This window comes from Sporolactobacillus sp. CQH2019 (assembly GCF_028765345.1).
Taxonomy (GTDB): Bacteria; Bacillota; Bacilli; order Bacillales; family Sporolactobacillaceae; genus Sporolactobacillus.
On record NZ_JARAJZ010000009.1, the window covers coordinates 173,993 to 198,953 of the forward strand.

26 protein-coding genes are annotated in these 24,961 nt (G+C 48.0%); 7 read left to right on the forward strand and 19 right to left on the reverse strand.

The features are described 5' to 3' along the window. Nucleotides 1-988 precede the first annotated feature (988 nt). On the forward strand, nt 989-1,036 hold the full coding sequence (locus OYT88_RS14080; RefSeq protein ID WP_274400957.1) for a YjcZ family sporulation protein: 48 nt from the start codon (nt 989-991) through the stop codon (nt 1,034-1,036). A 350-nt stretch (nt 1,037-1,386) separates the two neighbouring features. On the opposite strand, the gene OYT88_RS14085 is transcribed toward OYT88_RS14080, so the two are convergent. The 4 genes from OYT88_RS14085 to xylA form a co-directional block, all read right to left on the reverse strand. Continuing rightward, entirely contained in the window at nt 1,387-2,718 is a 1,332-nt protein-coding gene (locus OYT88_RS14085; protein ID WP_274400958.1) for a replication-associated recombination protein A, read from the reverse strand. A gap of 738 nt (nt 2,719-3,456) precedes the next feature. Beyond that, nucleotides 3,457-4,803, reverse strand: coding sequence for a sugar porter family MFS transporter (locus tag OYT88_RS14090; protein WP_274400915.1), 1,347 nt, complete (start codon nt 4,801-4,803; stop codon nt 3,457-3,459). Between the two features lie 61 nt (nt 4,804-4,864). Next, nucleotides 4,865-6,379, reverse strand: coding sequence for a xylulokinase (xylB, locus tag OYT88_RS14095; RefSeq protein ID WP_274400916.1), 1,515 nt, complete (start codon nt 6,377-6,379; stop codon nt 4,865-4,867). A 198-nt stretch (nt 6,380-6,577) separates the two neighbouring features. Continuing rightward, complete coding sequence (xylA, locus tag OYT88_RS14100; RefSeq protein WP_274400918.1) at nt 6,578-7,906, reverse strand: xylose isomerase; 1,329 nt, start codon at nt 7,904-7,906, stop codon at nt 6,578-6,580. Nucleotides 7,907-8,253: 347 nt separating this feature from the next. Here xylA and OYT88_RS14105 point away from each other — a divergent pair, with 347 nt between their 5' ends. After that, nucleotides 8,254-9,420, forward strand: coding sequence for an ROK family protein (locus OYT88_RS14105; RefSeq protein ID WP_274400920.1), 1,167 nt, complete (start codon nt 8,254-8,256; stop codon nt 9,418-9,420). Nucleotides 9,421-9,649: 229 nt separating this feature from the next. Here the strand turns inward: OYT88_RS14105 and OYT88_RS14110 are convergent, their stop codons facing one another. The 11 genes from OYT88_RS14110 to OYT88_RS14160 form a co-directional block, all read right to left on the reverse strand. After that, the gene (locus OYT88_RS14110) at nt 9,650-10,669 is read right to left on the reverse strand and encodes an aldose 1-epimerase (protein ID WP_274400921.1); all 1,020 of its coding nucleotides are present in this window, start codon (nt 10,667-10,669) and stop codon (nt 9,650-9,652) included. A 383-nt stretch (nt 10,670-11,052) separates the two neighbouring features. Beyond that, nucleotides 11,053-13,050, reverse strand: coding sequence for a transketolase (gene tkt, locus OYT88_RS14115; protein WP_274400923.1), 1,998 nt, complete (start codon nt 13,048-13,050; stop codon nt 11,053-11,055). 137 nt (nt 13,051-13,187) lie between these two features. Next, nucleotides 13,188-13,898 (reverse strand): transaldolase, encoded by a 711-nt coding sequence (locus OYT88_RS14120; protein WP_274400925.1) that lies wholly within the window; start codon nt 13,896-13,898, stop codon nt 13,188-13,190. 563 nt (nt 13,899-14,461) lie between these two features. Then, a complete protein-coding gene (locus OYT88_RS14125; protein ID WP_274400927.1) occupies nt 14,462-14,674 on the reverse strand; it encodes a hypothetical protein in 213 nt (70 codons plus the stop codon). After that, on the reverse strand, nt 14,649-14,798 hold the full coding sequence (locus OYT88_RS14130) for a hypothetical protein (RefSeq protein ID WP_274400928.1): 150 nt from the start codon (nt 14,796-14,798) through the stop codon (nt 14,649-14,651). Before OYT88_RS14130 ends, OYT88_RS14125 begins: the two co-directional genes overlap by 26 nt. Then, nucleotides 14,773-14,901, reverse strand: a complete 129-nt coding sequence (locus tag OYT88_RS14135; protein ID WP_274400930.1) for a hypothetical protein — start codon at nt 14,899-14,901, stop codon at nt 14,773-14,775. Before OYT88_RS14135 ends, OYT88_RS14130 begins: the two co-directional genes overlap by 26 nt. Further along, nucleotides 14,894-15,025 carry a hypothetical protein gene (locus tag OYT88_RS14140; protein ID WP_274400931.1) on the reverse strand — a complete coding sequence of 44 codons (132 nt, stop codon included), beginning with the start codon at nt 15,023-15,025 and terminating at the stop codon, nt 14,894-14,896. The genes OYT88_RS14135 and OYT88_RS14140 overlap by 8 nt, the downstream gene beginning before the upstream one ends. Further along, entirely contained in the window at nt 15,000-15,149 is a 150-nt protein-coding gene (locus OYT88_RS14145; protein ID WP_274400928.1) for a hypothetical protein, read from the reverse strand. The genes OYT88_RS14140 and OYT88_RS14145 overlap by 26 nt, the downstream gene beginning before the upstream one ends. Then, a complete protein-coding gene (locus OYT88_RS14150; protein ID WP_274400932.1) occupies nt 15,124-15,252 on the reverse strand; it encodes a hypothetical protein in 129 nt (42 codons plus the stop codon). The genes OYT88_RS14145 and OYT88_RS14150 overlap by 26 nt, the downstream gene beginning before the upstream one ends. 577 nt (nt 15,253-15,829) lie before the next feature. Next, nucleotides 15,830-16,702: an SDR family oxidoreductase gene (locus tag OYT88_RS14155; protein ID WP_274400933.1), complete on the reverse strand. Its 873-nt coding sequence runs from the start codon at nt 16,700-16,702 to the stop codon at nt 15,830-15,832. Nucleotides 16,703-16,789: 87 nt separating this feature from the next. Further along, nucleotides 16,790-17,212, reverse strand: a complete 423-nt coding sequence (locus tag OYT88_RS14160) for an Rrf2 family transcriptional regulator (protein ID WP_274400936.1) — start codon at nt 17,210-17,212, stop codon at nt 16,790-16,792. 399 nt (nt 17,213-17,611) lie between these two features. On the opposite strand from OYT88_RS14160, the gene OYT88_RS14165 reads away from it, so the two are divergent. Beyond that, nucleotides 17,612-18,592 (forward strand): C-terminal binding protein, encoded by a 981-nt coding sequence (locus tag OYT88_RS14165; RefSeq protein WP_274400937.1) that lies wholly within the window; start codon nt 17,612-17,614, stop codon nt 18,590-18,592. A gap of 462 nt (nt 18,593-19,054) precedes the next feature. On the opposite strand, the gene OYT88_RS14170 is transcribed toward OYT88_RS14165, so the two are convergent. Continuing rightward, nucleotides 19,055-19,621, reverse strand: coding sequence for an NADPH-dependent FMN reductase (locus OYT88_RS14170; protein WP_274400939.1), 567 nt, complete (start codon nt 19,619-19,621; stop codon nt 19,055-19,057). A gap of 4 nt (nt 19,622-19,625) precedes the next feature. Beyond that, nucleotides 19,626-20,690, reverse strand: coding sequence for an LLM class flavin-dependent oxidoreductase (locus tag OYT88_RS14175; RefSeq protein ID WP_274400941.1), 1,065 nt, complete (start codon nt 20,688-20,690; stop codon nt 19,626-19,628). A gap of 140 nt (nt 20,691-20,830) precedes the next feature. On the opposite strand from OYT88_RS14175, the gene OYT88_RS14180 reads away from it, so the two are divergent. Further along, nucleotides 20,831-21,202, forward strand: a complete 372-nt coding sequence (locus tag OYT88_RS14180) for a winged helix-turn-helix transcriptional regulator (protein WP_274400942.1) — start codon at nt 20,831-20,833, stop codon at nt 21,200-21,202. Nucleotides 21,203-21,640: 438 nt separating this feature from the next. Here the strand turns inward: OYT88_RS14180 and OYT88_RS14185 are convergent, their stop codons facing one another. Together OYT88_RS14185 and OYT88_RS14190 are read right to left on the reverse strand one after the other, a co-directional pair. After that, the gene (locus OYT88_RS14185; RefSeq protein WP_274400944.1) at nt 21,641-22,165 is read right to left on the reverse strand and encodes a DoxX family protein; all 525 of its coding nucleotides are present in this window, start codon (nt 22,163-22,165) and stop codon (nt 21,641-21,643) included. Between the two features lie 216 nt (nt 22,166-22,381). Then, nucleotides 22,382-22,801: an ImmA/IrrE family metallo-endopeptidase gene (locus tag OYT88_RS14190; RefSeq protein ID WP_274400945.1), complete on the reverse strand. Its 420-nt coding sequence runs from the start codon at nt 22,799-22,801 to the stop codon at nt 22,382-22,384. 202 nt (nt 22,802-23,003) lie between these two features. On the opposite strand from OYT88_RS14190, the gene OYT88_RS14195 reads away from it, so the two are divergent. From OYT88_RS14195 to OYT88_RS14205, 3 genes are all read left to right on the forward strand, one after another. After that, the gene (locus OYT88_RS14195) at nt 23,004-23,384 is read left to right on the forward strand and encodes a hypothetical protein (protein WP_274400947.1); all 381 of its coding nucleotides are present in this window, start codon (nt 23,004-23,006) and stop codon (nt 23,382-23,384) included. 657 nt (nt 23,385-24,041) lie between these two features. Continuing rightward, nucleotides 24,042-24,299, forward strand: a complete 258-nt coding sequence (locus OYT88_RS14200; protein WP_274400948.1) for a helix-turn-helix transcriptional regulator — start codon at nt 24,042-24,044, stop codon at nt 24,297-24,299. Between the two features lie 52 nt (nt 24,300-24,351). Further along, nucleotides 24,352-24,961 (forward strand): Orn/Lys/Arg decarboxylase N-terminal domain-containing protein (locus OYT88_RS14205; RefSeq protein ID WP_274400949.1); only part of this gene is annotated, 610 nt, incomplete at its 3' end.

The following is a 24,961-nucleotide window of genomic DNA, read 5'->3' on the forward strand; positions in this document are numbered from 1 at the left end:
GCTGTATTCAACCATCATATCCGAATGATAAAAAAGAACGGGCTCAGCTATGAAGTTTGATGTCAAGTGCCGTGTATACCCGATTCAATGTCACAAAACGATTGCGGCTGACCGGATAAATGAACGGATTAAAGAGTATTCTAACCGCTGATAATGCGCATACTGTCACAAACCCATCTTCTATTCCTTAAGCCAAATCCCTGCGCTTCGCTGCAGGGATAATTTTTTGTTTCAATCAGCACAACGACGGGTAGATCATAAATGATCCTCTCCACCCTCATGCGATGCATGGGGATATTTTTTATGCCCAGCGGTCAATGGACCGGCTTTTATTAGCGCACCTGCACAGAACCAAGCGGTGAAAGTCCGCCACAGGTTGGCGGTATAATCTCTCAATCCTTCTTTAAAAAATACGTCTCCTGTTGCTTAGGAGAAAAATAGCAGCAATTAGGAAAATCGGAATGAATATCCGTCTAAAGAAGCGATCTCGAAGAATTATTCCACCCCGCGGATCCATGCCATCTATTACTCCCTGGTAAGACCTTCCGTCGTGGCAGCAAACTTCAACTGGATGTCCCTGATAGCACATCAAATGTTCCATTTAATTTTATCATCCCTTTTTAATTTTTTAATGTCACCTCAATTTAAATTATGTAATCGATACATCCTTAGAGTAGACTGTCTTAGCATATAGAGAAAAATCCATGATTCCATCAGTTATGTACGCCCCGCACACGGGCTTTTCGTATGTCATTTTTTCAGTTCAGTCTATGTCATTGCCTGGCAGAATCACTTTGGCCGTTTGTTGTCGGATCCTGAACGATGCACATCCCACTGATAAAACAGCTATATCATTCAACCATTTGTCCCCTTTATGACTGCCTTCCGCTGATACAGTGTCTTATCACGTGATGGGGGTGCTTCTCTGGGGATATGATAGTGAATACAGTGGCAGCTACGGATTTGGCACAACTCTGTTCTGATAGTTGTGCTGTTCATTCTGTTAATTATTGTCGGAGCTTTTTTTCGTTATTAAAAACAAATCGCCACATCCATAGGCACCCATACAGATCTCCTTCAAGGAGCATCCTGGCACTGGATACTCCTTCGGTCTGCTTTTCACCCTTTTCTTTTCTTAATTTCTTTCCAACCGTCCCTAAACCAAGCATTCAAATCTGCCAAATTCGATGCAAAATAATGTTCGATGTTTTTGCTCCTTTTCCTATTTAAGCAGGATGGCGTCACGCATTTTCCACGATCAACTCCTTTACCCTTCCTGTCGATCGTCTCGCAAATAGGATAAATACGAGGCTTTCAACTCAGTTTGGCTTTACCACGGCATGAGCCAGGACATAACTTTAGGCATCCGACTTTTAATCCATTCTGTTAGTCGCGGTCCGCATCATGCTTTTGGTGCCAGTCCTGAATCTGTTTTAACCGCTGCCCGACTTTTGCCTCGGATCCCTGAGTGGTCGGGTAGTAATAACGGCGCCCTGTCAGATTGGACGGCATCGTCTGCATATTGGTCAGTTTGTCTTCACTGTCATGGGCATACTGATAGTCTGCTCCGTAATGCAATTCCTTCATTAACTTTGTCGGTGCATTGCGGAGGACAAGAGGCACGGGTTCATCAATACTGTTCCTGGCATCGGCTTTCGCCGATTCATAGGCGGCATAAATCGCGTTCGATTTAGGAGCAAGCGACAGGTAAGTGACGGCATGAGCCAGATGGACACTGCATTCCGGCATCCCGATGAAATGGCATGCCTGATAGACCGCGACGGTTATTTCTACGGCGCGGCTGTCCGCCATTCCGACGTCTTCACTGGCAAATCTGATTAAGCGCCTGGCGACATAGAGCGGATTTTCGCCCGCTTCCAGCATGCGGGCGAGCCAGTACAAGGCCGCATCCACATCGCTGTTGCGCATCGACTTATGGAGGGCGGAAATGAGATTGTAATGTTCCTCGCCTTTTTTATCATACAAAAGCGATTTTTGAGAGGTGATCTGTTCAAGCGTCTCCTGATCGACCGTAATACGATCGTGATCCCTCGTTCCGTTCATCACGGCCATTTCCAGTGTGTTAAGCGCTACACGGGCATCTCCGTTGGCGAATCCGGAAATCATGTCCAATGCCTGCGGGCGGATTGAGATCTTCTCCTCGCCGAACCCTCTTGAATCATGCAGGGCGTTTTGCAGGAGCCGGCGGACATCCGCCTGCGTCAACGGCTGCAAAACAAAGACTTTACAGCGGGAGAGCAGCGCTGCATTGACCTCAAAAGACGGGTTCTCCGTTGTCGCCCCGATGAGCGTAATACTGCCCTTCTCGACAAACGGTAAAAAGGCATCCTGCTGTGCTTTATTGAATCGGTGGATTTCATCGACGAACAAAATCGTTTTGGATCCGAACGTCCGATTCTTCTCCGCTTCATTCATCACTTTTTTAATATCCTTGATACCGCTCGTTACCGCGCTAAAGTTAATAAAATTTGCCTGAGTCCTGCGGGCGATAATCCGGGCCAGCGTCGTCTTTCCGACACCCGGAGGGCCCCAGAAAATCATGGACGGAACTTCATCCTGATCGATCAGTTTGCGAAGAACCTTCCCTTCCCCCAATAACTTTTGCTGCCCGACAAACTCTTCTAAACTTTGCGGGCGGACCCGTTCAGCCAGCGGCCGTGAAAAGGCCGGATTGTCAAATAACGATTCCTGTTCGATGATGATGGCCTCCCATCTATGTGATTTCGGCGGAAATTCTAAAAGAATCAGACCAGGCATCAGCAACTGCGGCAAGACATTTTTTTAGCGGCCCGTTTCTCTGTCCGTATCGTTAGAATCAATTTCCTAAGGGCTCATGGATCATGGATTGGCCCGACCGGTTTCGATTCATTCATCCGATAACTTTATTATAACCGATGCGGGAATACCCGAGACCCATCAACACCGTTCCGGCGGAAAGACGGTCCCGGGCAGAACAAATTTTTTGATCTCGATACAAAATGAGGACGTTTCATCAGCATCCCGGTCTGCCGCTTCAGGCATTGAAATATTTTCCCACACAATGATTATTTCTCCGGCAATATTATGATTCGGCAAAGATCGTCAGAAATCGCTCTTTTAAAGTACCGTCAGAGATCAAAAGCTGTCGAAAATAAAATGTCAACGGTGATAGACAAACCGAAACAGTGCAAACGGCCTCCGCCACTCGTCTCTAATGACAAAGAAGCGGTCCGCTGCGGATGAGCCGGCGAACCGCTTTCTTGATAAAGGCAGGATTTTTTTAAAAGTCAGTCTGTTAAGTAATAAAACAGCTTAAAGACTAGCACTCTTCAATGCTAAAAGACTGTAAACGGGTTTAAGGCCCTTCCAAAAAGATTAAGCACCGGATGGTTTCAGCAGCTCACGATGGCACGTGCATGATTGTTCTTATCTTGACTCTTCGTTCCTTAAAATATGTCAGCCGTTATTTGCTTCCTGAAGACTCTTTGATCGCAGCGAAGCTTCGATCTGTTCCAAACTCCTGCCGGCCGTTTCGGGAACCAGACGATAGACAAAGATAAAGGCAATAACGCCCATGACAGCGTACGCACCGAACAGCGCCGTACCGAAGCTGGCAAATAGGCTTGGAAAAGTCAGTGATACAACCAGATTGGCAAACCAGTTGGCGACACCGCTGATGCCGACTCCCAGTCCCCGAATGCGCAGCGGGAAAATTTCGCCCAGAAGAACCCACATGACCGGTCCCCATGTCATTGAGAAGAACATGACGTAGACGGCAAGACTGATCACAGTCATCATCGCGGTAGCCGTGCCGCCGCCGACACTGGCGAAGGCCATGACAAACAGGCTCAGAGACATCCCGACGTTACCGATCAGGAGCAGCTTTCGTCTGCCCACTCTGTCCATCATCCATACGGCCAGTACCGTCACCAGCACGTTTACAATGCCGATGCCTATGGTGCCGAGCAAGGCCGCTGAAGAACCCAGGCCTACTTTTGTAAAAGTGGTCGGCGCATAATAAAGGACGGTGTTACATCCGATAATCTGCTGGAAAACGGCCAGTCCGATACCGATGATCAGCGACGGCCGTGCCCAGTCCGAGAACAGATCCCTGTATCCCCCGTGAGGCTGATCATTTGTCAGTTTGATATCGCTGATCTCATCGTCGACGCCGATGCCGTGCCGAAGCTGATTCAAGATCTCTGCAGCCCTCTTCTCAAACCCTTTCTCGACGAGCCATCTCGGACTTTCCGGTGCCAGCAGCATGCCGAGAAACAAAAGGGCGCCGGGAACAAAGGCGAAACCCAGCATCCAGCGCCAGTCTCCGGCTACATTGGCAAAGAGAAAATCAATAATATATGCCAGAAGGATACCGCTCATAACCATAAGCTGGTTCAAAGTAGACAGAGCGCCTCTGATCTTCGCAGGAGCCAGTTCGGAAAGATACATCGGCACTAAGGTTGAAGCTCCGCCGACCGCAGTTCCCAAAATAATTCTGAAGATAACCAGGGAGCCGACATTCCAGGAAGCGGCGCATCCCAGAGCCCCCACGCAGAATGTTGCCGCTGCAGCCAGAACTATTCTTCTCCGTCCGTATCTATCGGCCAATGTCCCGCCGACTGCCGCTCCGATCATTGCTCCGAATAGGATTGCACTAACAACGATACCGGTTGTAAGCGAGTTTAATTTAAGTTCTTTATCAATGAACAGAATTGCTCCCGAAATAACCCCGGTATCGTACCCGAAGAGCAGTCCGCCCAAAGCACCAAAAAAGTAAATGAGCCCATTACTGATTTTGTGCATCTGTCTCACTCCTGAATCGTTAATTAATTTATTTGTTGAACCTTTCCATTTATGAATGGCATCATTTGTCTGCACCTGTCTGAGTTTTAAATGCAAACAAGCGATGGCTGATTTCTTTGGTCTGCGAATAAATTTGTACATAAATTCGATACAGTTCCCGATATTTCAAAACATTTTCTTTAATCGGACGATAGGTTTCTCCAATGTTAAGAAACTTGTCAGCACATTGCTCCGGTGTCGTAAACCACCCGAGTCCGACGGCTGCCAGCATGGCCGCCCCCATCCCCGGTCCCTGTTCATTGGTCAGGCTGACGACCGTCGCATTAAAAATATCTGCCTGCATTTGCAGCCAGAGCTCGCTCTTGGCCCCACCGCCTATGGATACAATCGTGTCGACCTTTTTTTGATTCTTTCTAAAAATCGTGACTGTATCATTGATCGAAAATGTAATCCCTTCCATGACTGCCCGTGCAAAGTCTCCGCGGTTATGGCCGCTGTCAATGCCGGTGAAGGTGCCGCGGATCCTGGCATCCACATAAGGCGTCCGCTCTCCGACAATGTACGGTGTAAAAAGCAGCCCGTTCGCACCAATCGAAGATCTCCCCGCTTCTTCTACCAGTGCATCGAAACTTTCATCCGGCGCAAAAACGTTTTTAAACCAGTTCAGGCTGTAACCCGCGGCAAGCGTAACGCCCATGGTATAATAAGCATCTTTTTGTGCATGATTAAAAAAATGCACGCGTCCCGCAAAATCTTTATGTTTATCTTTTTCATAGGAAAGAAAAACACCGGATGTACCGATACTGCACAGGGCTTTCCCTTCCGTCAGAACGCCTGCACCGACCGCACCGCAGGCGTTGTCGGCTCCTCCCGCGAATACTCGGGTCGTTTCGGAAAGCCCGGTAGCTGCAGCTACCTGAGGAAGCAGGCGGCCGGTAAAAGCTGTCGATTCGACGAGAGGCGGACAGAGGGTCTCAGGCAGGCTGAACGCTTTGCAGATTTCCGTGCTCCATTTTTTCGCGACCACATCCAGCAGGATCGTACCGGCTGCATCGGAATATTCGCAGTTCAGCTCTCCCGTCATCCGATAGCGGACATAATCCTTCGGCAAAAGAAACATTTCACTCTTTTTAAAATTTTCGGGCTCATGTTCCTTCACCCAAAGAATCTTCGGCAGCGTAAACCCTTCCAGCGCCTGATTTTTAGTAATGCTGAGCAGCTTATCGCCGAGTATCTCCCGGATTTCACAGCATTGCTCAGTCGTCCGGGTATCATTCCAGAGAATGGCCGGCCTGACAATCCTGTGATTGCTGTCCAGCAGGACAAGCCCGTGCATCTGCCCCGAAAAACTCAGCCCTTCGATGTCGTTAGAATCGATACCCGACCCATTAACCAGCTGACGGAGTGCCTGCTTGGTTTTGTCAAACCATTCTTCAGGATCCTGCTCATTGCAGCCCGGAGCCTTCTGTATCAGCGGATAGCTTTTTGTTGCTTCTGCGGCAACACGCCCGGTTTGGTCGACAAGAAGCACTTTGACCGAGCTGGTTCCCAGGTCAACGCCAATTACATATTTCATCATGCTTACCCCTTTACAATCGGATATATAAACAGCTCCATGAATCAAGCGCTTACATTAATCGTCTTTTTGTGCCGGAAAATATTAAAAAACAAGGAACGGAAAGCGCGGCGCTGCTGTCATCTGTTTCACTAAACGGCACGTTGTCAAGTTTCTCGTTCCTTGTCTGCCAATGACTTAACTGATTCTAAACGGCTATCAAGCCTCCAGGCCGATATAATGATTCAGCGTATCTTTAAGAAGTTCAAGACGTCCGGATCTGTTCTTGCCGCCGATTTCAGATTCAGGTTTGTCGATGATATATTTCTCAAGGGATTCAAAATCCGCTTTGCCGGAAACAATATCTGCGCCGATTCCTTCTTTGTAGCTGCTGTAGCGTTTGTCGATGAAGTCGTCAAAGACACGGTCTTCAATCAGACGGCTGGCAGCTTTCAGACCGAGGGCGAAACTATCCATTCCGACGATGTGTGAATAGAAGAGATCATCCGGTTCAAAGGAAGAACGTCTGACTTTAGCATCGAAGTTCAATCCGCCCTTATGAGGGCCGCCGTTCTTCAGCACTTCATACATCGCAAGCGTCGTTGTGTAGAGATCTGTCGGGAATTCATCGATATCCCAGCCGAGCAGACCGTTGCCCTGGTTCGCATCCAGTGAACCGAGCAGACCGGCCGTCCGTGCCACACGAATTTCATGTTCATACGTATGGCCGGCGAGCATTGCGTGATTGGCTTCCAGATTCAGTTTAAAGTCCTTGTCCAGATCATACGTCCTCAGAAAATTGATGGCCGTCGCCGCATCAAAATCATATTGATGGGTCATCGGTTCCTTCGGCTTCGGTTCAAGCAGCAGCTGTCCTTTGAAACCGATTTTCTTTGCATAATCGACAACCATGTGGAAGAAGCGTCCCATATTGTCCTGCTCCAGCTTGTAATCCGTATTCAGCAGCGATTCATAACCTTCGCGCCCGCCCCAGAATACATAGTTCTCGGCGCCCAGTTCTTTGGCAATTTCCAGTCCCTTTTTGACCTGTGCCGCCGCATAAGCGAAGACGTTCGCATTGCATGAAGAAGCGACGCCGTGAACAAAACGGGGATTGGTGAACATGTTCGCCGTGTTCCAGAGCAGTTTGACACCGGTTTGTTTCATATAATCTTTAAAGAGCGAAACAATGACATCCAGATTCTTATTCGTTTCACGAAGCGTATCGCCTTCCGGAGCTACGTCCCGGTCATGGAAGCAGAAGAACGGGTTGCCCAGCTTTTCGAAAAATTCAAAGGCCGCCTCCGCACGTGCCTTAGCCAGATCCATTCCTTTAAATTTCTGCCAGGGACGAATGGCTGTCCCGACGCCGAACGGATCGACGCCTTCCTGAACAAAGGTGTGCCAGTACGCCACCGAAAAACGCAGCTGATCTTTCATTGGCTTTCCTGCAACTGTCTCATCAGGGTTATAATAGTTAAAGCCCAATCCACTCTTTTTTTGTTTCCCGACAAACTCGATTTTTTTAATTTCCGGAAAATACGCCATGGTAAGCCCCTCCTAAATTAAATGATTGAACACGGCAAAGCTCTGAAAAGGTCGGGCGGACACTTATCAGTACCAGTAAACGATCGGGATGATCTGTAAGCCAATACATCTGGTGCCGGCCAAAAATAATCATCTTTGCCTGAGTTAGTTTATTGACTCAATAAACTAACTCGCAGTTATAATATAGCAGGTCGGTTCATTTTGTGCAACCCCTTTCATGTAAAAAAGCATTTTATTTATTCGGCAAAATCATTTACAATAATAATATTGTTTTTTCGGTTTAAAAAATGCCGATGTCTAAGAAAACATCATAAGTTTATTAACTATGTAAACAAAGAGATGATAAAATGACTACTGCAGATCAGGCTTTTGTAAAAAAGCATAATCAGAATATCCTGTTAAGCGAGATTATCAAGCGATCGCCGATTTCCCGTGCCAAGCTGTCCGAACTCACCCATCTAAACAAGGCAACGGTTTCGTCTCAGGTAGCCGCACTAATTGAAAGCAAGCTCGTCTTTGAAATCGGTCAGGGACAATCGAGCGGGGGAAGGCGTCCTGTCCTCCTTGTTTTTAATAAGGATGCCGGATATGCGATCGGAGTCGACCTGGGGGTCAATTATATTCGCACGGTGCTGACGAATTTGAGTGGAAACATCGTTTTCGAAGATTTCGTCACACTTGCGGACCCTTCATTTGCGGCGGTTGGCCCGCTTTTAACAGATCGGCTCCATTATGTGATGCACCATGCTCCTGAATCCCCCTACGGAATTATCGGCATCGGCATCGGGATACAAGGCTTCGTCGATGAAGAGCAAAAAATCCTGTTCACCCCTAATTCCAAATGGGATCACGTCGACCTCAGAAGCTTCCTGCAAAAAGATTTTAACTTTCCTATTTTGCTGACTAACGAAGCGAATGCCGGCGCATACGGCGAAAAATTGTTCGGGACACTCAGAGACTGTCAGAACGGCGTGTTTGTCAGCCTCGGGATCGGCCTCGGGGTCGGGCTGATTCTCAACGGGGAAATGTATAACGGCACTCATGGCTTTTCAGGAGAGCTGGGGCACATGACGATTGATCTGGCCGGTAAAAAATGCCATTGCGGAAACAGAGGCTGCTGGGAATTATATGTCTCCGAACGAACATTTCTCCGCCAACTGTCGCGGCTTAAAGGGAGAACACTAAATGATATCCGCGAAGCTCTCGACCTTATCCGGAACAATGACGTCAACGCTTTGAACTGTCTGGATCAGATCGCCTATTATCTTGGACTGGGTGTGACCAACATCATCAATATCTTTGACCCTGAACTGGTGATCCTAAATGGAAATTTAGTGGAAAGCAGTCCCCTGGTGATGAGTACCGTCAAAAAAACGGTTGCAGAGCGTGCTTTTAAACATGTTGAGAGCCGTTGCAGGATCACCGTGTCTGAACTGGGCCGGGAAGCGACGGCGATCGGCGGGGCCTCCTTTGCCATCGAGGAATTTTTTGAAAACAGGGAGACCTCTCTCTGATCAGGAGGAAGCACGCTTTAAAATAATTCATGTCCTCCGGAATCGAAACCATGACTTTGCTGAAAAGCCTTAGAACAAGAAAGGAAAAAAAGCGGACTGCCGCCGGGATCGGGCAGTCCGCTTCATCTTTTTTTCTCAATACGTTGAAACCTTCATGAATAGTAGAACACTCTATTTTTATACAGCCTTCGATTTCCCCGCTCTTTTCTACAAACGTTTTTGTCGGCGTTTATCCAATCGGTTCATAGTAAAATCGGGAATGTCCGGACCAATGTTCGCCGGGATCAAGCATAAAAAGACCGTTCGATTGGCCGGACAGATGAACATTCGGAGCATTCACCATTGATGTCTGCGGTTCCGGGCAGACAAAGCCGCTTTTCGCGTCATTGTTGTAAAGCATCCAGAATTTATAATCTGTCCCCGCATCATAAATGAAGCGGACATGCGCTTTGCGATCCGTAATCGTTGCCTGATTTCTGCCATTCTGAGGTGCAGCGGTATAATGATTGTCCATCCGAACCGCATAGGGAGATCCTATGCCCTTCTTTATCGCTTTTTCCACATCCGTCAATGGTAATTTATTTCCGGTCGGCAGAGAACGCTCATCCAATTCAAACCGCTCCCCGATCGTCAGATGAAATTGACAGTCTTCCCGAGTGCTTTCTTCTGCAAAAGGAGCGCAAAGCGTCGTATGAAATCCGAGCATGACCGGCATCGGTTCGCTGCCGTTGTTCTCCACCGTCACTTCCTGAGCAAGTCCCGACTCTGTCAGCGTATAGCGCAGCGAAAAGACGGCATGATGGGGGAAATAGCGGAAATTCGCAGACCGTTCGTCCAGGCGATAGCTGATCCGGACGGAGCACGACTCCCTTCCGGAATCCGAACCGGTTACTTCCCAGGGTGCGCTGTAAAGAAAACCGTGTAAATGATTGTGAGTTTCCGGTTCATTGAGCGGAAACCGATAGGTTTTTCCATTGATCGTAAACCGGCCGTCTTCATAACGGTTCGGGGGAAAGAGAACGGGAACTCCGTAGAGAAAGGGATTGGCCCTGTAATCCTCCATGTTGTTTTTTAGGGGTTCACGCAGAAAGTGAAAGTTTTTGACTCGGTCGCGAAAAGCGATCAGCTGTCCCCCATTCCTTGGCAAGAGTATGGCCTCCAGCGTACCTTTTTGCAGCTTAAGCGCCGGCAGGCCGTTGTAGCCTGTCTGTTCAACAGATCCCTCAGCCGTATTGATTTTATCTTGCATCGTACTCCTCCCCCTATCATGTTATTTATTTATAAAATCCGAAAAAGCGGTGCGGTTGCCCGTCCTGCCTTGGCAATGAATGTTTTTTTTATATGAGTATCCCCTTTGTGGCTCATGCGAAGAATAGCATTTGTCGAGCGTCTGGCGAAAAACAATGCTTACGTTCAAGGCGACAATCTCTGAGCCTGAAGCGGCGCCGAATTTTTCCATCACCTGCTTGCGGGCTCTGAAGCGGGCGCAGATCAATGAATGATAAGCAAACAGAAGCATCATTTTCTTAAATATAAATAAACCGTTTTCAATTCATTTTGGAGACAAGGGCGCTTCCCGCGGCCCTGTCCAAGATGGCTTTCATTTAATTTTGAAAAATTTTCTTTAATCTTTTATTTTTTTAGCAGATCTTTCATCGTTTGGGCAATATGCTCCGGGGTGAAGCCGTATTCGGATACGACGCGATCACCGGGAGCAGAAGCGCCGAAACGATCCACAGTGACAAGGACGCCCTCATCGCCGACAAACTGCCGCCAGCCGAGCGAAGCACCCATTTCAATGCCGACCCGTTTCGTCAGATCAGGCGGGAGTATTTCATTCCGGTAAGCCTCCGGTTGCTGGTTGAACAGATCCCATGAAGGCAGGCTGACGACCCGGACATGCACGCCTTCCTGTTTCAAAAGCTCGCGGGCCTTGACAGCGAGCGGAACTTCCGATCCGGTTGCGATCAGGATACCGGCCGGATCCGATCCGCCATCCGCCGCAACGTATCCGCCCCGCCTGACGCCTGCTGCAGCGCCCGCTGCTTCGCCCGCCGTCGTTTCCAGTGCCTGGCGGGTCAGAACAAGAGCCGTTGGATGATCGGCACTCTCAACGGCCAGTTTCCAAGCTTCTCTAGTCTCATTGCCATCAGCAGGACGGAGCACGCACAGCCCCGGAATCGCCCGCAAACCGGCCAATTGTTCAATCGGCTCATGCGTCGGTCCGTCTTCTCCGACTGCAATACTGTCATGAGTAAAGACAAAAATCGAAGGAATGTTCATCAGAGCGGCAAGCCGCAGTGCCGGCTTGGCGTAATCCGAAAAGGTGAAGAACGTGGATCCGAACGGAATCACACCGCCGTGCAGCGCCATGCCGTTGACGGCAGCCGCCATCGCAAATTCACGGACACCGAACCAGATGTTCCTGCCGTCATAACTGTCGGATGTAAAATTTTTCTCTTTTTTCATCGTCGTCTTGGTTGATGAGGACAGATCGGCCGCTCCGCCGAACAGCTGCGGCACCGTTTCCGCAAGAGCATTAATGACCTCGCCGGAGCTTTGCCGTGTCGCCAGTTTCTTTCCTTCCTCATACTGCGGCAGCCGCCCGGCGTAATCCGGGTCCAGTTCACCGGCAATAACCTGCTGAAGGCGATCGGCGAGCTTAGGATAAGCCTTTTGGTAATCCGAAAATAAGCTTTTCCATCGTTTTTCCTCTTTCTCTTTTTCAAGGACCAGCGATTGAAAATGGGCTTTAACTTCTTGCGGAACAGTGAACGGTTCATACGACCAGTCGTAAGATTTCTTGGCGCCGAGGGCTTCCTCCTTGCCTAACGGACTGCCGTGTACCTGATTCGTTCCGCCCTTCGTCGGAGCGCCATAGCCGATCACGGTCTTAACCTCAATCAATGTCGGACGAGTTTCATCACTTTCAGCTTCATCGAGCGCCTGTTTCATGCTATCCGTATCGTTGCCGTCTTCAACGAGCGATGTCTGCCAGCCGTAGGCTTCAAACCTCTTTCGGACATTTTCAGAGAAAGACATGTTCAAATTTCCGTCAAGCGATATATTGTTCGAATCGTAGAGCACGATCAAACGCCCTAATTTCAGATGTCCGGCCAGAGAAGCCGCTTCGGACGACACCCCTTCCATCAGATCGCCGTCGCCGCAAAGTGCGAATGTCCGGTGATGAACGACATCGTAACCCGGACGGTTATAAACAGCGGAAAGATGCGCCTCGGCCATTGCCATGCCCACGGCCATGGCAATCCCCTGTCCGAGGGGGCCCGTCGTCGCTTCAACGCCGATCGTGTGTCCATATTCCGGATGGCCCGGCGTTTTGCTTTGCCACTGCCTGAATTGTTTCAAATCATCGACGGTCAGTCCATAGCCAAACAAGTGCAGCAAGCTGTATAGAAGCATGGAACCGTGCCCTGCCGACAAAACGAAGCGGTCCCTGTCAAACCATTTCGGATCGTGGGGATTGTGCCGCATCACTTTCGCCCAGAGTGTGTAGGCCATAGGAGCCGCACCCATCGGCAGCCCGGGATGTCCGGAATTTGCCTTTTCAATGGCGTCGATCGATAGTGTGCGGATCGTGTTGATCGCCAGCTGTTCAATAGATTCTGTCATTTCTAATCATCCTTTCAGATAAAGACCGTCTACAAGGAAGCAATCACTTTAGCGGATGGGTCCCTTCCCCTCGCGCCCATCGCCGGGCGCTTGAATGGGAAAAGATCGCCTTCGGTTTGTGCATGGATGCCCGCCGATTATAAAATCGAATAGCCGAGTGATTTTATATCTTGATTAAAGGTCCTGACCGTGTTCAGCGAAAGTTCTTCGAGCGATCTGCCGGCCTTCTGAAGCTTTTCGATAATCGCCGGTGTACAGGTAATGATGTCAGCGCCCACTTCATCGGCTTCATAGACATTATACAGTTCGCGCGAGCTGGCCCAGAGCAGTTCCGCACCCTTTTTTTCATGACAAATAGCCGCATCTTCGCGCATATACGGAAGCGGATCGCGTCCGGAGTCGGCGATTCTTCCGGCAAAGACGGAAACGATAGCCGATGTTCCCTCCGTCAGCGCATCGACCGTCTTTCTGACCTGGTCCACGGTGAAAATCGCCGTCACATTTAACGAAAGGCCCTCTGCCGACAGCTTTTTAATTAACGGAATAGACGATTCTCCCCTTGAGTTCGTAATCGGTATTTTGACAAAAACATTTTTGCCGAAACTGCTGATCTTCTTCGCTTCTTTTTCCATTGTTTCTAAATCATCGGCAAACACTTCAAATGAAATCGGCAGATCCGGTATTGCCTTGAGCACTGTTTTGGCAAACTGATTGTAATCCTGAATTCCCGCCTTCTTCATCAAGGAAGGATTGGTTGTAAATCCGACCACGATCCCCGATTTGTAGGCCGAGATCATATCGTCCAGTACCGCCCCGTCCGCATATATTTTCACTTTTAAGTCACTCATCTGATTTTCCTCCCATGCCTTTTCTTATTGGCTGTACTTTCGAATGTAAGAAACATCCTCTTCCTTTAACAATCCACACAGCAAAGGTCGATTCTAAACCGCTATTGCCCGATAAAACATTTCAGACAGCAGAATCCGTTTTCATCTCCCTTTACAAAAGCATCGGACAGTCTTTCTTTCAAGCAACTTTGCTTGACTCTCCTGTCCGCTGTTTCCCTAACAACAAAAATTAATAAAATGTTGCACCCAGCCTCCATCTTTGTTTACTCATCAAATTAAGTCTACAGTTTTAATCTATCAGATCTCCTCTTTAAAATCAATGAAATTCAATGTAAATGAGCAAGTGCCTCACAATTGTTGAAAAGTTATTCGTTCCCGGTACACCCTTAAGAAGAGATTCGCAAGTTTCATAAGGATTTTAAATATCTTGGAAAACATTTGAAACCGAATTAAGTTTAGAAGCAAAATTAAAACCGGCCTCTGATCGTTCAGAAACCGGTTTTATGAATGTTATCATTTATATGAGTAATTGCTCATTTTCCTGCTGTGCCGTCAGATGACGATCAACCTTTCCCGAGACCGTCAATCGGAGAACGTTTCCGCAATCGATAAAACGCCTGTCGCGGTTGATGAACCGGGTGTACCTGCTGAAGACCGATAAACTCCCCGGAATGGTCGATACCATCGCCCGAGACCGATAAACTGCCGGCGGCGACCGATAAAACGGGTGCGGCGATCGATAAACTCCGCCTAACGACCGATAAACTCACTGCCATGACCGATACACTGCCCGGAATGGTCGATACCATCGCCCGAGACCGATAAACTGCCGGCGGCGACCGATAAAACGGGTGCGGCGATCGATAAACTCCGCCTAACGACCGATAAACTCACTGCCATGACCGATAAACTGCTCGGAATGGTCGATACCATTGCCCGAGACCGATAAACTGCCGGCGATGATCGATAAAACGGGCGCGGCGACCGATAAACTCTCAGCCACGACCGATAAACTCCCCGGAATGGTCGATACCATCGCCCGAGACCGATAAACTGCCGGCGGCGACCGATAAAACGGGTGCGGCGATCGATAAACTCCGCCTAACGACCGATAAACTCACTGCCATGACCGATACACTGCCCGGAATGGTCGATACCATCGCCCGAGACCGATAAACTGCCGGCGGCGACCGATAAAACGGGTGCGGCGATCGATAAACTCCGCCTAACGACCGATAAACTCACTGCCATGACCGATAAACTGCCCGGAATGGTCGATACCATTGCCCGAGACCGATAAACTGCCGGCGATGATCGATAAAACGGGCGCGGCGACCGATAAACTCTCAGCCAAGACCGATAAACTCCCCGGAATGGTCGATACCATCGCCCGAGACCGATAAACTCCGCCTAACGACCGATAAACTGCTAGGAGCGGTCGATACCATCGCCCCGAGGCGGATTATCGACCGATAAAACGGGCATATCCGTTGATAAAGCTTCGGACGCGGCTGCGTCATCAATCAGGAACGATCTTACTGTTCTGATTATTCGCGCTCATTGATTCCAGTCCATTTACTGTCAATTTTTTGGCCGATAATGTTGATATTAAGCACGTTATTGTCGATATTATGCACTTTACTGATGATAAGCAGTGATTTACTGCTGATATCCATCGTTTCCCGGCGATTTTCGCCACAATTCACAGAACTCTGCAGCGGACTGAAGAAAAAATCAGACGTTTTTACCGCTCAGTAACCCCTGTTCGTACAGGATAGCCCTCTTTTTCAGCGGAATAAACCGCCGTCCGCAGGAACATTCAAAAGAATAGGCTGCTGCCCGTGCCGAGTAATCGCTTTTCGGAAGAATCGCCGGCGTTTTCGCACCGCGGCCCGGCTGGATACATGAGTTGAGAGGATAACCCTTATTATTTATTTGCTTTCGGAAATTTCCTTTATGATTTGTGTCAATGCTGCCTTGATCGGTGTAGCAGGACGGCCCAGCACTTTTTCAAAATCATCGCTCTCGACTTCCAGCGTCTTTTCGCGAATGCTCTTTTGAATGCCGACCAGCATAGGAATCAGAAAATCGGGTACTCCGGCTTTTTTGACCGCATCAGCATATGTCGCGTCGTCAACCTGCTGAACAGATACTTTTTTCCCCAGCACCTCGCCGACAGCAGCCGCCAGTTCTTCCTGTGTTAATAACTGCCCGGAAAGCTCATAGACGGTATTTTCGTGCCCGTCGCCGGACAGCACTGCGGCGGCTGCTTCTGCGTAATCCTGCTTCAATGCCCAGCCCACTTTGCCGTCTTTTGCCGATGTGATCCAGGGAGCTCCTGCCAGAACGCCCTGAATATTGGAAATCTCGTTTTCCAGATACCAATTATTGCGCAGAAAAGAATAAGGAATGCCTGTCTTTACAATTGACTCTTCCGTTGCCTGATGGGTCGGAGCGAAGATGTTTTTGCTTTTTTGCGCGTTTACGATACTTGTATAGGCAATAAATTTAACCCCGGCACGCTTCGCCGCGGCTACCGCATTTTTATGCTGCTTTATTCTCGTCTCATTGTCACCGTCCGTGGAAACAATCAGCAATCTGTCAATGCCTGCAAATGCAGAATCCAGCGTTTCCGGCCGATCAAAATCTCCCTGGCGTACTTCAACTCCGGCGGCCCGCAGTTCTTCCGCCTTTTCAGGATGGCGGACACTGACCGCCAGCTGATCGGCCGCTACTTTTTTCAATAATGAGGCAACAATTTTGCCACCCAATTTTCCTGTTGCCCCAGTCACTAATCGTTTCATTGACCTGTCCTCCGTTTATTTTATTTTTTGTTATAACAAGTATAGTTACAACAAATGTATAAATAAAAACTCTTTTAAAAAAGAGTTTTATTTAAAATTTTGAATCAACTGCTCCAGCGTTGTTTGTGCCAGTCTATGTTCCATCGCCGATTGCGCGTCGTTCAGCTCCGCCTGAAGCACCCGCTCAATGTTCCGCCCCACCGGGCAATGAATATTGCAGTTTTCGTGTATACGAAACAGATGGTGTTCTTCGGTGACGTCCACAGCCCGGTAAATATCGAAAAGTGTAATCTCTCCGGGATCTTTCAGCAGGGAAGCGCCGCCCGCTCCCGGACGGACACGCACAAATCCTGCCTTCTTTAAATTGCTCATGATTCTCCGGATAATAACAGGATTTGTATTCACGCTGTCTGCGATAAAATCGCCGGTGCATTCGTAATCGTTCGAGCTCACGGCAATCAGGGAAAGAATATGCACGGCTATAGAAAAACGTGTACTAATTTGTTTCAATTGGATCACCACTGTTGTAACAATTATAGTTACAATAGTGAACGATGTCAAACATTAATTACGGAGCCTGACTTGCAAACGATTTTCCGGGCATCCCGAATCGGAACTGCCTCTGTGCAGGCCGATTTTTTGCTGCATTATTTCGCCCGGTTTCGCGTATATACCTATAACACGGAACGTTCGCTTATTCGGCAAAGCGCAGAGATCGGCATGAAATTTTACGGATTATCAGCTTTATTTAAGTCCGGCTCTGGCAGAAGCGGCTGAAGTGACAGCAGTTTGCCTGTTGCGGTCCCGCTGAACGCCACTCGGGCGGAAATCAATGAAGGGCCGGCTGTTCAAGAACAGCCGGCCGATCGGATGACACAAGTGTAAAATTAAGGAAATGAGGCCGATGCCGTGGCAAAAAAGAAAGTTTTATATTATCACATTGACGGTCATCTCGATTTCGAGAATGCGCTGCTCAGAAAATGGGGCGTTGCGGATATTGATCTGGTAGAAGCGGAGAAGACGGCGGACAATATGATTGAAGCCGCCCGGGATGCCGATGGACTGGTCGTCGAATATCAGCCAATCAGCCGTGAAATCATTGGGCGGCTTCCGCGGCTGAAAATCATTTCACTGCAGGCAATCGGCGTAGACAACATCGATTTGCAGGCGGCAACGGAGCATGGAATTTGTGTCACCAATTGCCCGGGTTTCTGTTCGGAAGAAGTGGCCCTGCATACCGTCGGCCTGATCATCGACCTGGCACGCAAAATTACGCTGCTTGACCGCACCGTCCGATCGGGCGGCTGGGATCCGCTGTACGGCTATCGGACGCATCGGCTGAGCGGCCGGACAATCGGTCTTTATTTTTTCGGAAGCATTCCGAAAATGATGATGCCGCTGCTTAAAGCATTGAACCTCAAAGTACTCGTTTATGCGCCGACGAAATCCGCCCGCTTTCTGGCAGAATACGGAGCGGAAAAAGCGGAAAGTTTCGACGAATTACTGCGCCGTTCGGATATTCTGTCGCTGCATTGCCCGCTGATCGCATCGACCATGCATCTGATCTCGGACCGCGAGTTAAAAATGATGAAAAAAAGTGCTTTTTTAATCAATACCGCCCGCGGGCGGGTCGTCGATGAGGCCGCCCTCGTCCGCGCTCTGAAAGCAGGCGAGATTCAGGCAGCGGCTGTGGATGTGATTGAAGATGAGACGACTGAACAGAGTGCTCTGTTCGGATTGGAAAATACCGTGATCACCCCGCATGCTGCCTTCATCTCGGAAGATTCTTATTATGCCGCCCGCAGGATTGCCCTGGAGCAGCTTGTTCAGCGTCTCAGTAAAAACCTGCGGCCGGCAAATCTCGTGAATCATCAGGTGAAAGTCAATTGAACGACTGCCGGAGTCAATGAAGAATCGGTTACGGAGGAAAAAACGGCTGTCCTTTAACCGGCGGCAGAAGGGCCAATCGACCCGGTCTGTACGAGTGGGCAATATCTCCGGAAAGTCTGTCGAACTGCCATTCCCCGGTATTTTGTATCGATCCGATGGGAAGGTATTAAAATTTTTCGTTTTTCCAACCATCCCGAAATCCTGCGACTCAAGGGTAATAGCTGAAAAACGATCCGGATTTGCTATTCTTTTTTTTAAAGGCGCCAATCGTTCAGGGCCGGCCAAAAAAGAAAGCTCGAAAGCCTTGATCATCCGGGCTTTCGGGCCTTTTAATAATTTGGAATGAATTTTATCGGCGAAAGCGGCGGCCGTGTGCGAAAATGCCGGGTATCGCCGACAGACCGGGAATGCTGCAGCTTTCATGATCATCGCAGTTTGTCCGGAATCCGCTTTCCGGAGCCTTTAAAATCCATATTGTTTTTCTCGTTCTTTGCGAAGCCTTCCATAAGTTTTTGTCAATAAGACGGTATCCTCTGCCAGCCGGTTTATCCGATATAAGATGTCATCATTTTTAATCTCTTTCCGGTAAAAATCCTTTTCTTCAATGAATACATAGGTCTGAACAATTTGCGCCTTCATATAAGCTAGGATGGGCTTTAGCTGCTGTTCCGCGACAAGATAGTGTTTCGGCGAACCGGCGGTTACAATCATGGCAGCCACTTTTTCACGAAAAGCGTTGACAGGAAGCAGATCGAAGACGTTTTTCAACGTGGCAGGTATGGAGGCTTGAAAAACGGGGGTTCCGATTATCAGAGCATCTGCTTCCATCAGGCTCTGTGCAACATATCGCGTATCACCCTCATATTCCAGATAATTGCGGCCGTCGCTGAACTGGACCTCGTATTCAGCGAGGTCGATCAAGGATGCGTCGACATCCGGATAGTTTTCTTTTAGTGCCTTCAGTGCACAGTCCATAGCCGTTCTTGTTTTATTGCCGATTTTTGAACCGGACAATCCGACAATCTTCATTATTTCACCTTCTATTTTTTTTCGTATATTTTCTGATCGCCGGCAGAATTTCTGTACCGATCACTTCTACGTTTTTCATCACTTTGTCAAACGGCATGCCGCCGAAATCGATCTGAGCAATGTAACGCTGATGGCCGAATACTTCATACTGATAGAGAATCTTTTCAATGATTTGCTGCGGGGTCCCGACATTCATGATATTATGAGGATCTGCACCTTGTGCAAAAAGCTGCTTGGAAAATCCTTGCCCGTTCGTCCGTCTCATCCCTTCGTTAATGCGGGGGTACAGTTCACGAAGCGCCTGGCGGCTGCTTTCGGCCGCATAGAAAAAACCGGCTGTGGCGACAGGAAGCTGTGCCGGATCAAAACCGTTCATTTGTGCCACTTCGCGATAGGCATCAATCGTGCGTTTAAAAATGGACGCAGATCCGCCTAGATGAGCCATAAACATCGGAACGCCGGCATAGCCTGCTTTAACGGCACTAGCGGGCGCGCCGCCGACAGCTCTCCATATCGGCATCGAACCGTTTTGCGGCCGGGGAAGCACCTTGGCATGGTGTAAAGGCGCACGGAATTTGCCGCTCCAATCCACCTCATCTTCTTTATTAATTTTTAAGAGCAGATCAAATTTTTCTTCGAATAATTCTTCATAATCGCGCAGATCGTATCCCAATAAATCAAAGAGTCCCGTTCTTGATGCGCGGCCGGCAATAATCTCCGCCCGGCCTCCGGATATTAAGTCAATCGTCGCAAAGTTTTCATAAACGCGCACCGGATCCGACGTGCTGATAATTGTGGAGGAACTGCCGATCCGTATGTTTTTCGTTGCCTCGGCAATGGCCGCAAGCACGACGGCGTGCGCCTGGGTGGCAAAGTACTCCTGATGGCTTTCTCCGACGCTGAAAAAATCAATGCCCGCTTCGTCTGCCAGTTTGGCATAGTCAATGATTTCACGAATGCGCTGCTCTGCAGAAATCCGTTCTCCTGTCACAGGGTCCGGCAAATGATCGCCGAGTGTATAAATACCGAATTCAAGTCCTTTATCCGGATCGATGCGATATTTTTCCATTTTTTATCGGCCTTCTTTTTTTGATACTTGTTGTTGCCGTTTCGCAACTAAATGTTATTATAGAAGACGACAGCGTTTAATGTAAGTACGTACTTAAAAGTGGTATAGTATACAAAAGGATACTATTGGAGGCATCAAAAATGAAGATCGAACCCGACCTATGCCGTGTGGAAAATGCTTTAAATATTCTGGTGGGCAAATGGAAACCTATTATCTTACTGTATTTATTACGGGACGGCACGCAGAGATTCAGTGAACTTAAGCGAAATATACCGGGCATTACCCAGAAAATGCTGACCAAACAGCTGCGGGAACTGGAAGAAGAGGATATTGTCAAGCGGGTCATCTACCCGCAGGTACCGCCAAGAGTAGAATATTCCGTGACCCAGTATGGAAGGACCTTGCAGCCGATATTAGAAGCGATGCATGAATGGGGCGTGAAACACATTTTGCATAAGCAGCAAAAAGATAAAGACATTAACCATCTGGATTCGGGTAGAAAAACAGTCTGATGCCGCCAACCATCGACTGGCCGGTTGAGAAAATAAGACGGCCGATCGGCGCGCAGATACACGGATTCTTCCGGATCACTGCGATAAATCGGCCGGATGGCCGGAAAAATGATGATAACGCCATTTCAAACGGCCGGATCGGCCGTTTCTCTAAATGCCGGGAGACAGCCGCATGCGTCGGTTTTTAAAAACGGCCTGAAAACATTCATTAGAAAAACTTAACCCTGCGCCCAGGCAGCCGGTGCGAATAAAGCCCTCGTTACAGGAGACAGGGCCGCCTCATATTGAACAGGCCTCCGGACGCGGCGCTTACGGCCGGCCGCTTGTCCTAAAAGCTTTATATTTTTATACTATTAAACAAACAGGCCCCCTTCACCGAGGAAGCCTGTTTTTGGTTTTCCGCTTTGTGCGCTGTCTTAATACAGCTCTGACACAAGCTCAGGATTTAAGCTCAGTTCCGCCCTTCGATTTTCCGAACCACCCGCGGACAGTCCGGCGTATCCACGGAACAACCCAGTAATCCCCGCCCCATTTGCCGGCGTTAAATCCGGCAAACAGAATCAGGACGCCAATCAGGACATCAAGAGGATTCGTTGATACGGTTCCGGCAAATAAGTACATAAAGTTCATTAGCAGAGCAAAGAATGCAGCGGCAGTAGTCAGCGTACCGAGAATGAGTCCGAGGCCGACGAGAAATTCGCCCCATTTTACTAAAAAGCTGAAGAAACCCGAGCCCGGCAAGGCAATATGCTGAAGAAAGGCATTATACGGGCCGTAGAGCACATTGCCGGCCGGTCCGGCAACAGGATGGGCGATAGCACCCTTCATGAAGCCCGATGCATCGAAAGGTTCCGGTCCGGTTAATTTTTTAAATCCGTCTACCATCCATTGCCATCCGAGCCATACCCGCAGGACTAAAAGAATGAAAGAAGCCGTTTTGCTGTTGCGTAACCAATGTACCATAACAATTCCTCCTTGTTGGGAAACGCCCGAATCTTTGTAACCGTTTCCCTATCCAAAGTATAGCATATAAATTAAAAGCAACTGGTTATCTTTATTACAACAATATGACTCTTTTCTGAGCGGGGACGCGGTTCTTCAGACGTTGGAAAAATTCAGCAATCATCCCAAACTGACATAATTTACAACCATTGTCAGTAAATATATGGAAATTCTTATTTAAATAAATCTCTTCATTTCAGAAGGAATTCCGTATTTTTCTAATAATTTCTCCCTGGTCATTTCCGTATTATTTTTATTAGGGTTTATTAATAATTTAGTCGCGAATTCATTAGCATCGTCTTCAATTTCGCTAGCCGAGCAGGAAGTGTAATTTTTCAAAAAATAGGTACTTGTTTTAGGATGCAGAACTGCATGTCCCAGTTCATGGGCTGTTACAAAGACTCTCATTGACGATTGAAGTTTGTTATTGATTATGATGAACTTATTCCTCTTTAAATATCTGTAAAATCCGCCTATGCTGGCATCCATACTGGCAAGATGTACATAAATATTGAGCCTTCGAGCAATATAGAACGGATCATTGGTGTGAAATCTTTTTATCAGTTGTTCTACTGTACGGTCGACATAGTCAGTCATAATCATTGATCCCTGTTTTTAATATTTAATGAATATACCCTTTGACTCACAGCTTTCTTTAATAGCGAATACAGATTAGTTATACTAAGCAGATTCACGAATGCACGTTTGCATATAATCGGATGGTTACGCAAAAAAAAAACATGTTTCCCGTGTTTCAATAACATCTTTTCGGCAGGCAGATGTGTCATGAGAGAGCACAATGATTGCGCTCCTCCTAATGGCAGCCGCACGTTTTTATACAACGAAAGCGTACAACCTTCCACAATCCATACCGGCAATGAACCGTGCCGATTTGAGCAAACGATTTGGAGCCGAATCAATAACCGGCAAAAATAAATGCGGCCTTTTTACCCTGTTGTCAGCCGAATGGCATCGTTCACACAATACCTCGTATCCCGAATGGTCCGACATCGGCCGGCTCTTGGAAAATGGGCGGCAGTCCCGACATGCCCTGGGGAAAAACATGGAAACATCTGAATCATCCGCACAAGCCATACACAATGAATTTGTCTCCATAACTAAAGCGTTCAGCATGTCTCGCAGCTCAAGCCAAAAATATCTTCAGACCATAAAAGGCTGATGCAACCGCCGCCATCTTCAGGATAAACTTTTCAATCACCCCCTTTTTGCTGCACAGTCATAGAAACGATAACTTATAATGAGCCAATAACATCACTCATTAATAGTTAATATTTTCTTACCAAACTCTTGCAAAGTGAAAATGGCCGCGTGTCATATAACATGTTTTTTAATTCTTAAATCAATTAACCAAGTTTCTTGACAACGCAAAAAGACACCCCACTTTTTGGTATCGTGATTGTCGCGACATGACTCTACCAATTAGAAAAGGTGCCCTCTAGCCGTCAGTTAAAAATATTCGAAACAATAGGTCCCCCGGAAAGATAAAATCTGTTTCATCAAATCATGACTATTTTTAAAGAAATTCTTCCGGAAATATCCCTGAAATCCCCGCCGGATTGTCATGTCAGTCAACTGCCTCTTGCATAACCTGAAGAGTAATAAATAGGCCGCAGCCGAAAACATCTGTATTCCAATAAATAATGTTCGCAAATGGATATTATTTATATTCAGGATGGAGCCGATCGTTCTGCTGCGATCGGTTGATTATTTCACATAATATCCAAAAATATCATATTTATTTAATTGTTATACAAGTTTATTGGATATATACTAGAACTGTAAATACAAGATACTTGGATATTGAGGGGGTGGGTTTATGAGAAATGATAAATTAATCAGAGCGAGGAGGCGGAAGGGATGGACGCAGGAAGAGCTGTCGCGGCTTATATCCTGTGAAAAATCTACGATTAGTAATTGGGAGAACGGGGTCTCCAATCCCAGTTTATCGACAGCGTTTCGATTATCTTCACTGCTTGAGTGCGATGTTAACGAGCTCTTTTTAAACATCAAGATTAAAGAGTCGCAGAAAATGAATCAGTCAAAGAGAGCAAGCGTCAATAACAAAAGTTGCTGAAAATGCAAGCGGTTACAAAAAGGCTTTTATAGTATGGGGGTTTAATCGGTAAATGGAACATCTTAAAATTGCGTATGATCCCGAAGCAGAACGCTATTTTTCGACCGCGCGGGAGAAGGTCCGGATCGAAGACACGGACTTCACCGACGTCGCCGGTGTCGTGCTGACCGACGGCCGGGCGGCGTTCGTCGATAAAGTCTCCGAGACTCAGTTCGGGATCCCCATCTTTATGATCGTGAAAAACAATTATACCAGCCTCGACAAAGCGACGCTGGAAAAAATCTTCCACCTGATGGACTGCAATCATTATGACGAGAAACTTTACAGCCGGCAGATCGAGGCGGCTGCGGAGGAATATGAAGAGAATGTTTTGCCGCCCTTCTTCAAATCATTGAGCCAATATGTAGGGAATGGAAATATCCAGTTCGATTGCCCGGGGCACCAGGGAGGCCAGTTTTTCCGAAAGCATCCGGCCGGACGCTATTTCTATGATTTTTACGGAGAAAATGTTTTCCGTTCGGATATCTGTAACGCCGATGTAAAGCTCGGCGATCTGCTGATTCACGAGGGGCCGGCCTATCAGGCGGAGCGGCACGCGGCGAAAGTCTACAACGCGGACAAGACCTACTTCGTGATGAACGGCACCTCCACTTCCAACGCCG

Bases quoted from the DNA above. Each gene is read 5' to 3' on its own strand.
- OYT88_RS14090 (WP_274400915.1), bottom strand. From the start codon at position 4,803: ATGCACAAAATCAGTAATGGGCTCATTTACTTTTTTGGTGCTTTGGGC.
- xylB (WP_274400916.1), bottom strand. From the start codon at position 6,379: ATGAAATATGTAATTGGCGTTGACCTGGGAACCAGCTCGGTCAAAGTG.
- xylA (WP_274400918.1), bottom strand. From the start codon at position 7,906: ATGGCGTATTTTCCGGAAATTAAAAAAATCGAGTTTGTCGGGAAACAA.
- OYT88_RS14105 (WP_274400920.1), top strand. From the start codon at position 8,254: ATGACTACTGCAGATCAGGCTTTTGTAAAAAAGCATAATCAGAATATC.
- OYT88_RS14110 (WP_274400921.1), bottom strand. From the start codon at position 10,669: ATGCAAGATAAAATCAATACGGCTGAGGGATCTGTTGAACAGACAGGC.
- tkt (WP_274400923.1), bottom strand. From the start codon at position 13,050: ATGACAGAATCTATTGAACAGCTGGCGATCAACACGATCCGCACACTA.
- OYT88_RS14120 (WP_274400925.1), bottom strand. From the start codon at position 13,898: ATGAGTGACTTAAAAGTGAAAATATATGCGGACGGGGCGGTACTGGAC.
- OYT88_RS14125 (WP_274400927.1), bottom strand. From the start codon at position 14,674: ATGGCAGTGAGTTTATCGGTCGTTAGGCGGAGTTTATCGATCGCCGCA.
- OYT88_RS14130 (WP_274400928.1), bottom strand. From the start codon at position 14,798: ATGGCAGTGAGTTTATCGGTCGTTAGGCGGAGTTTATCGATCGCCGCA.
- OYT88_RS14140 (WP_274400931.1), bottom strand. From the start codon at position 15,025: ATGGCAGTGAGTTTATCGGTCGTTAGGCGGAGTTTATCGATCGCCGCA.
- OYT88_RS14145 (WP_274400928.1), bottom strand. From the start codon at position 15,149: ATGGCAGTGAGTTTATCGGTCGTTAGGCGGAGTTTATCGATCGCCGCA.
- OYT88_RS14155 (WP_274400933.1), bottom strand. From the start codon at position 16,702: ATGAAACGATTAGTGACTGGGGCAACAGGAAAATTGGGTGGCAAAATT.
- OYT88_RS14170 (WP_274400939.1), bottom strand. From the start codon at position 19,621: ATGAAGATTGTCGGATTGTCCGGTTCAAAAATCGGCAATAAAACAAGA.
- OYT88_RS14175 (WP_274400941.1), bottom strand. From the start codon at position 20,690: ATGGAAAAATATCGCATCGATCCGGATAAAGGACTTGAATTCGGTATT.
- OYT88_RS14180 (WP_274400942.1), top strand. From the start codon at position 20,831: ATGAAGATCGAACCCGACCTATGCCGTGTGGAAAATGCTTTAAATATT.
- OYT88_RS14185 (WP_274400944.1), bottom strand. From the start codon at position 22,165: ATGGTACATTGGTTACGCAACAGCAAAACGGCTTCTTTCATTCTTTTA.
- OYT88_RS14190 (WP_274400945.1), bottom strand. From the start codon at position 22,801: ATGACTGACTATGTCGACCGTACAGTAGAACAACTGATAAAAAGATTT.
- OYT88_RS14195 (WP_274400947.1), top strand. From the start codon at position 23,004: ATGATTGCGCTCCTCCTAATGGCAGCCGCACGTTTTTATACAACGAAA.
- OYT88_RS14200 (WP_274400948.1), top strand. From the start codon at position 24,042: ATGAGAAATGATAAATTAATCAGAGCGAGGAGGCGGAAGGGATGGACG.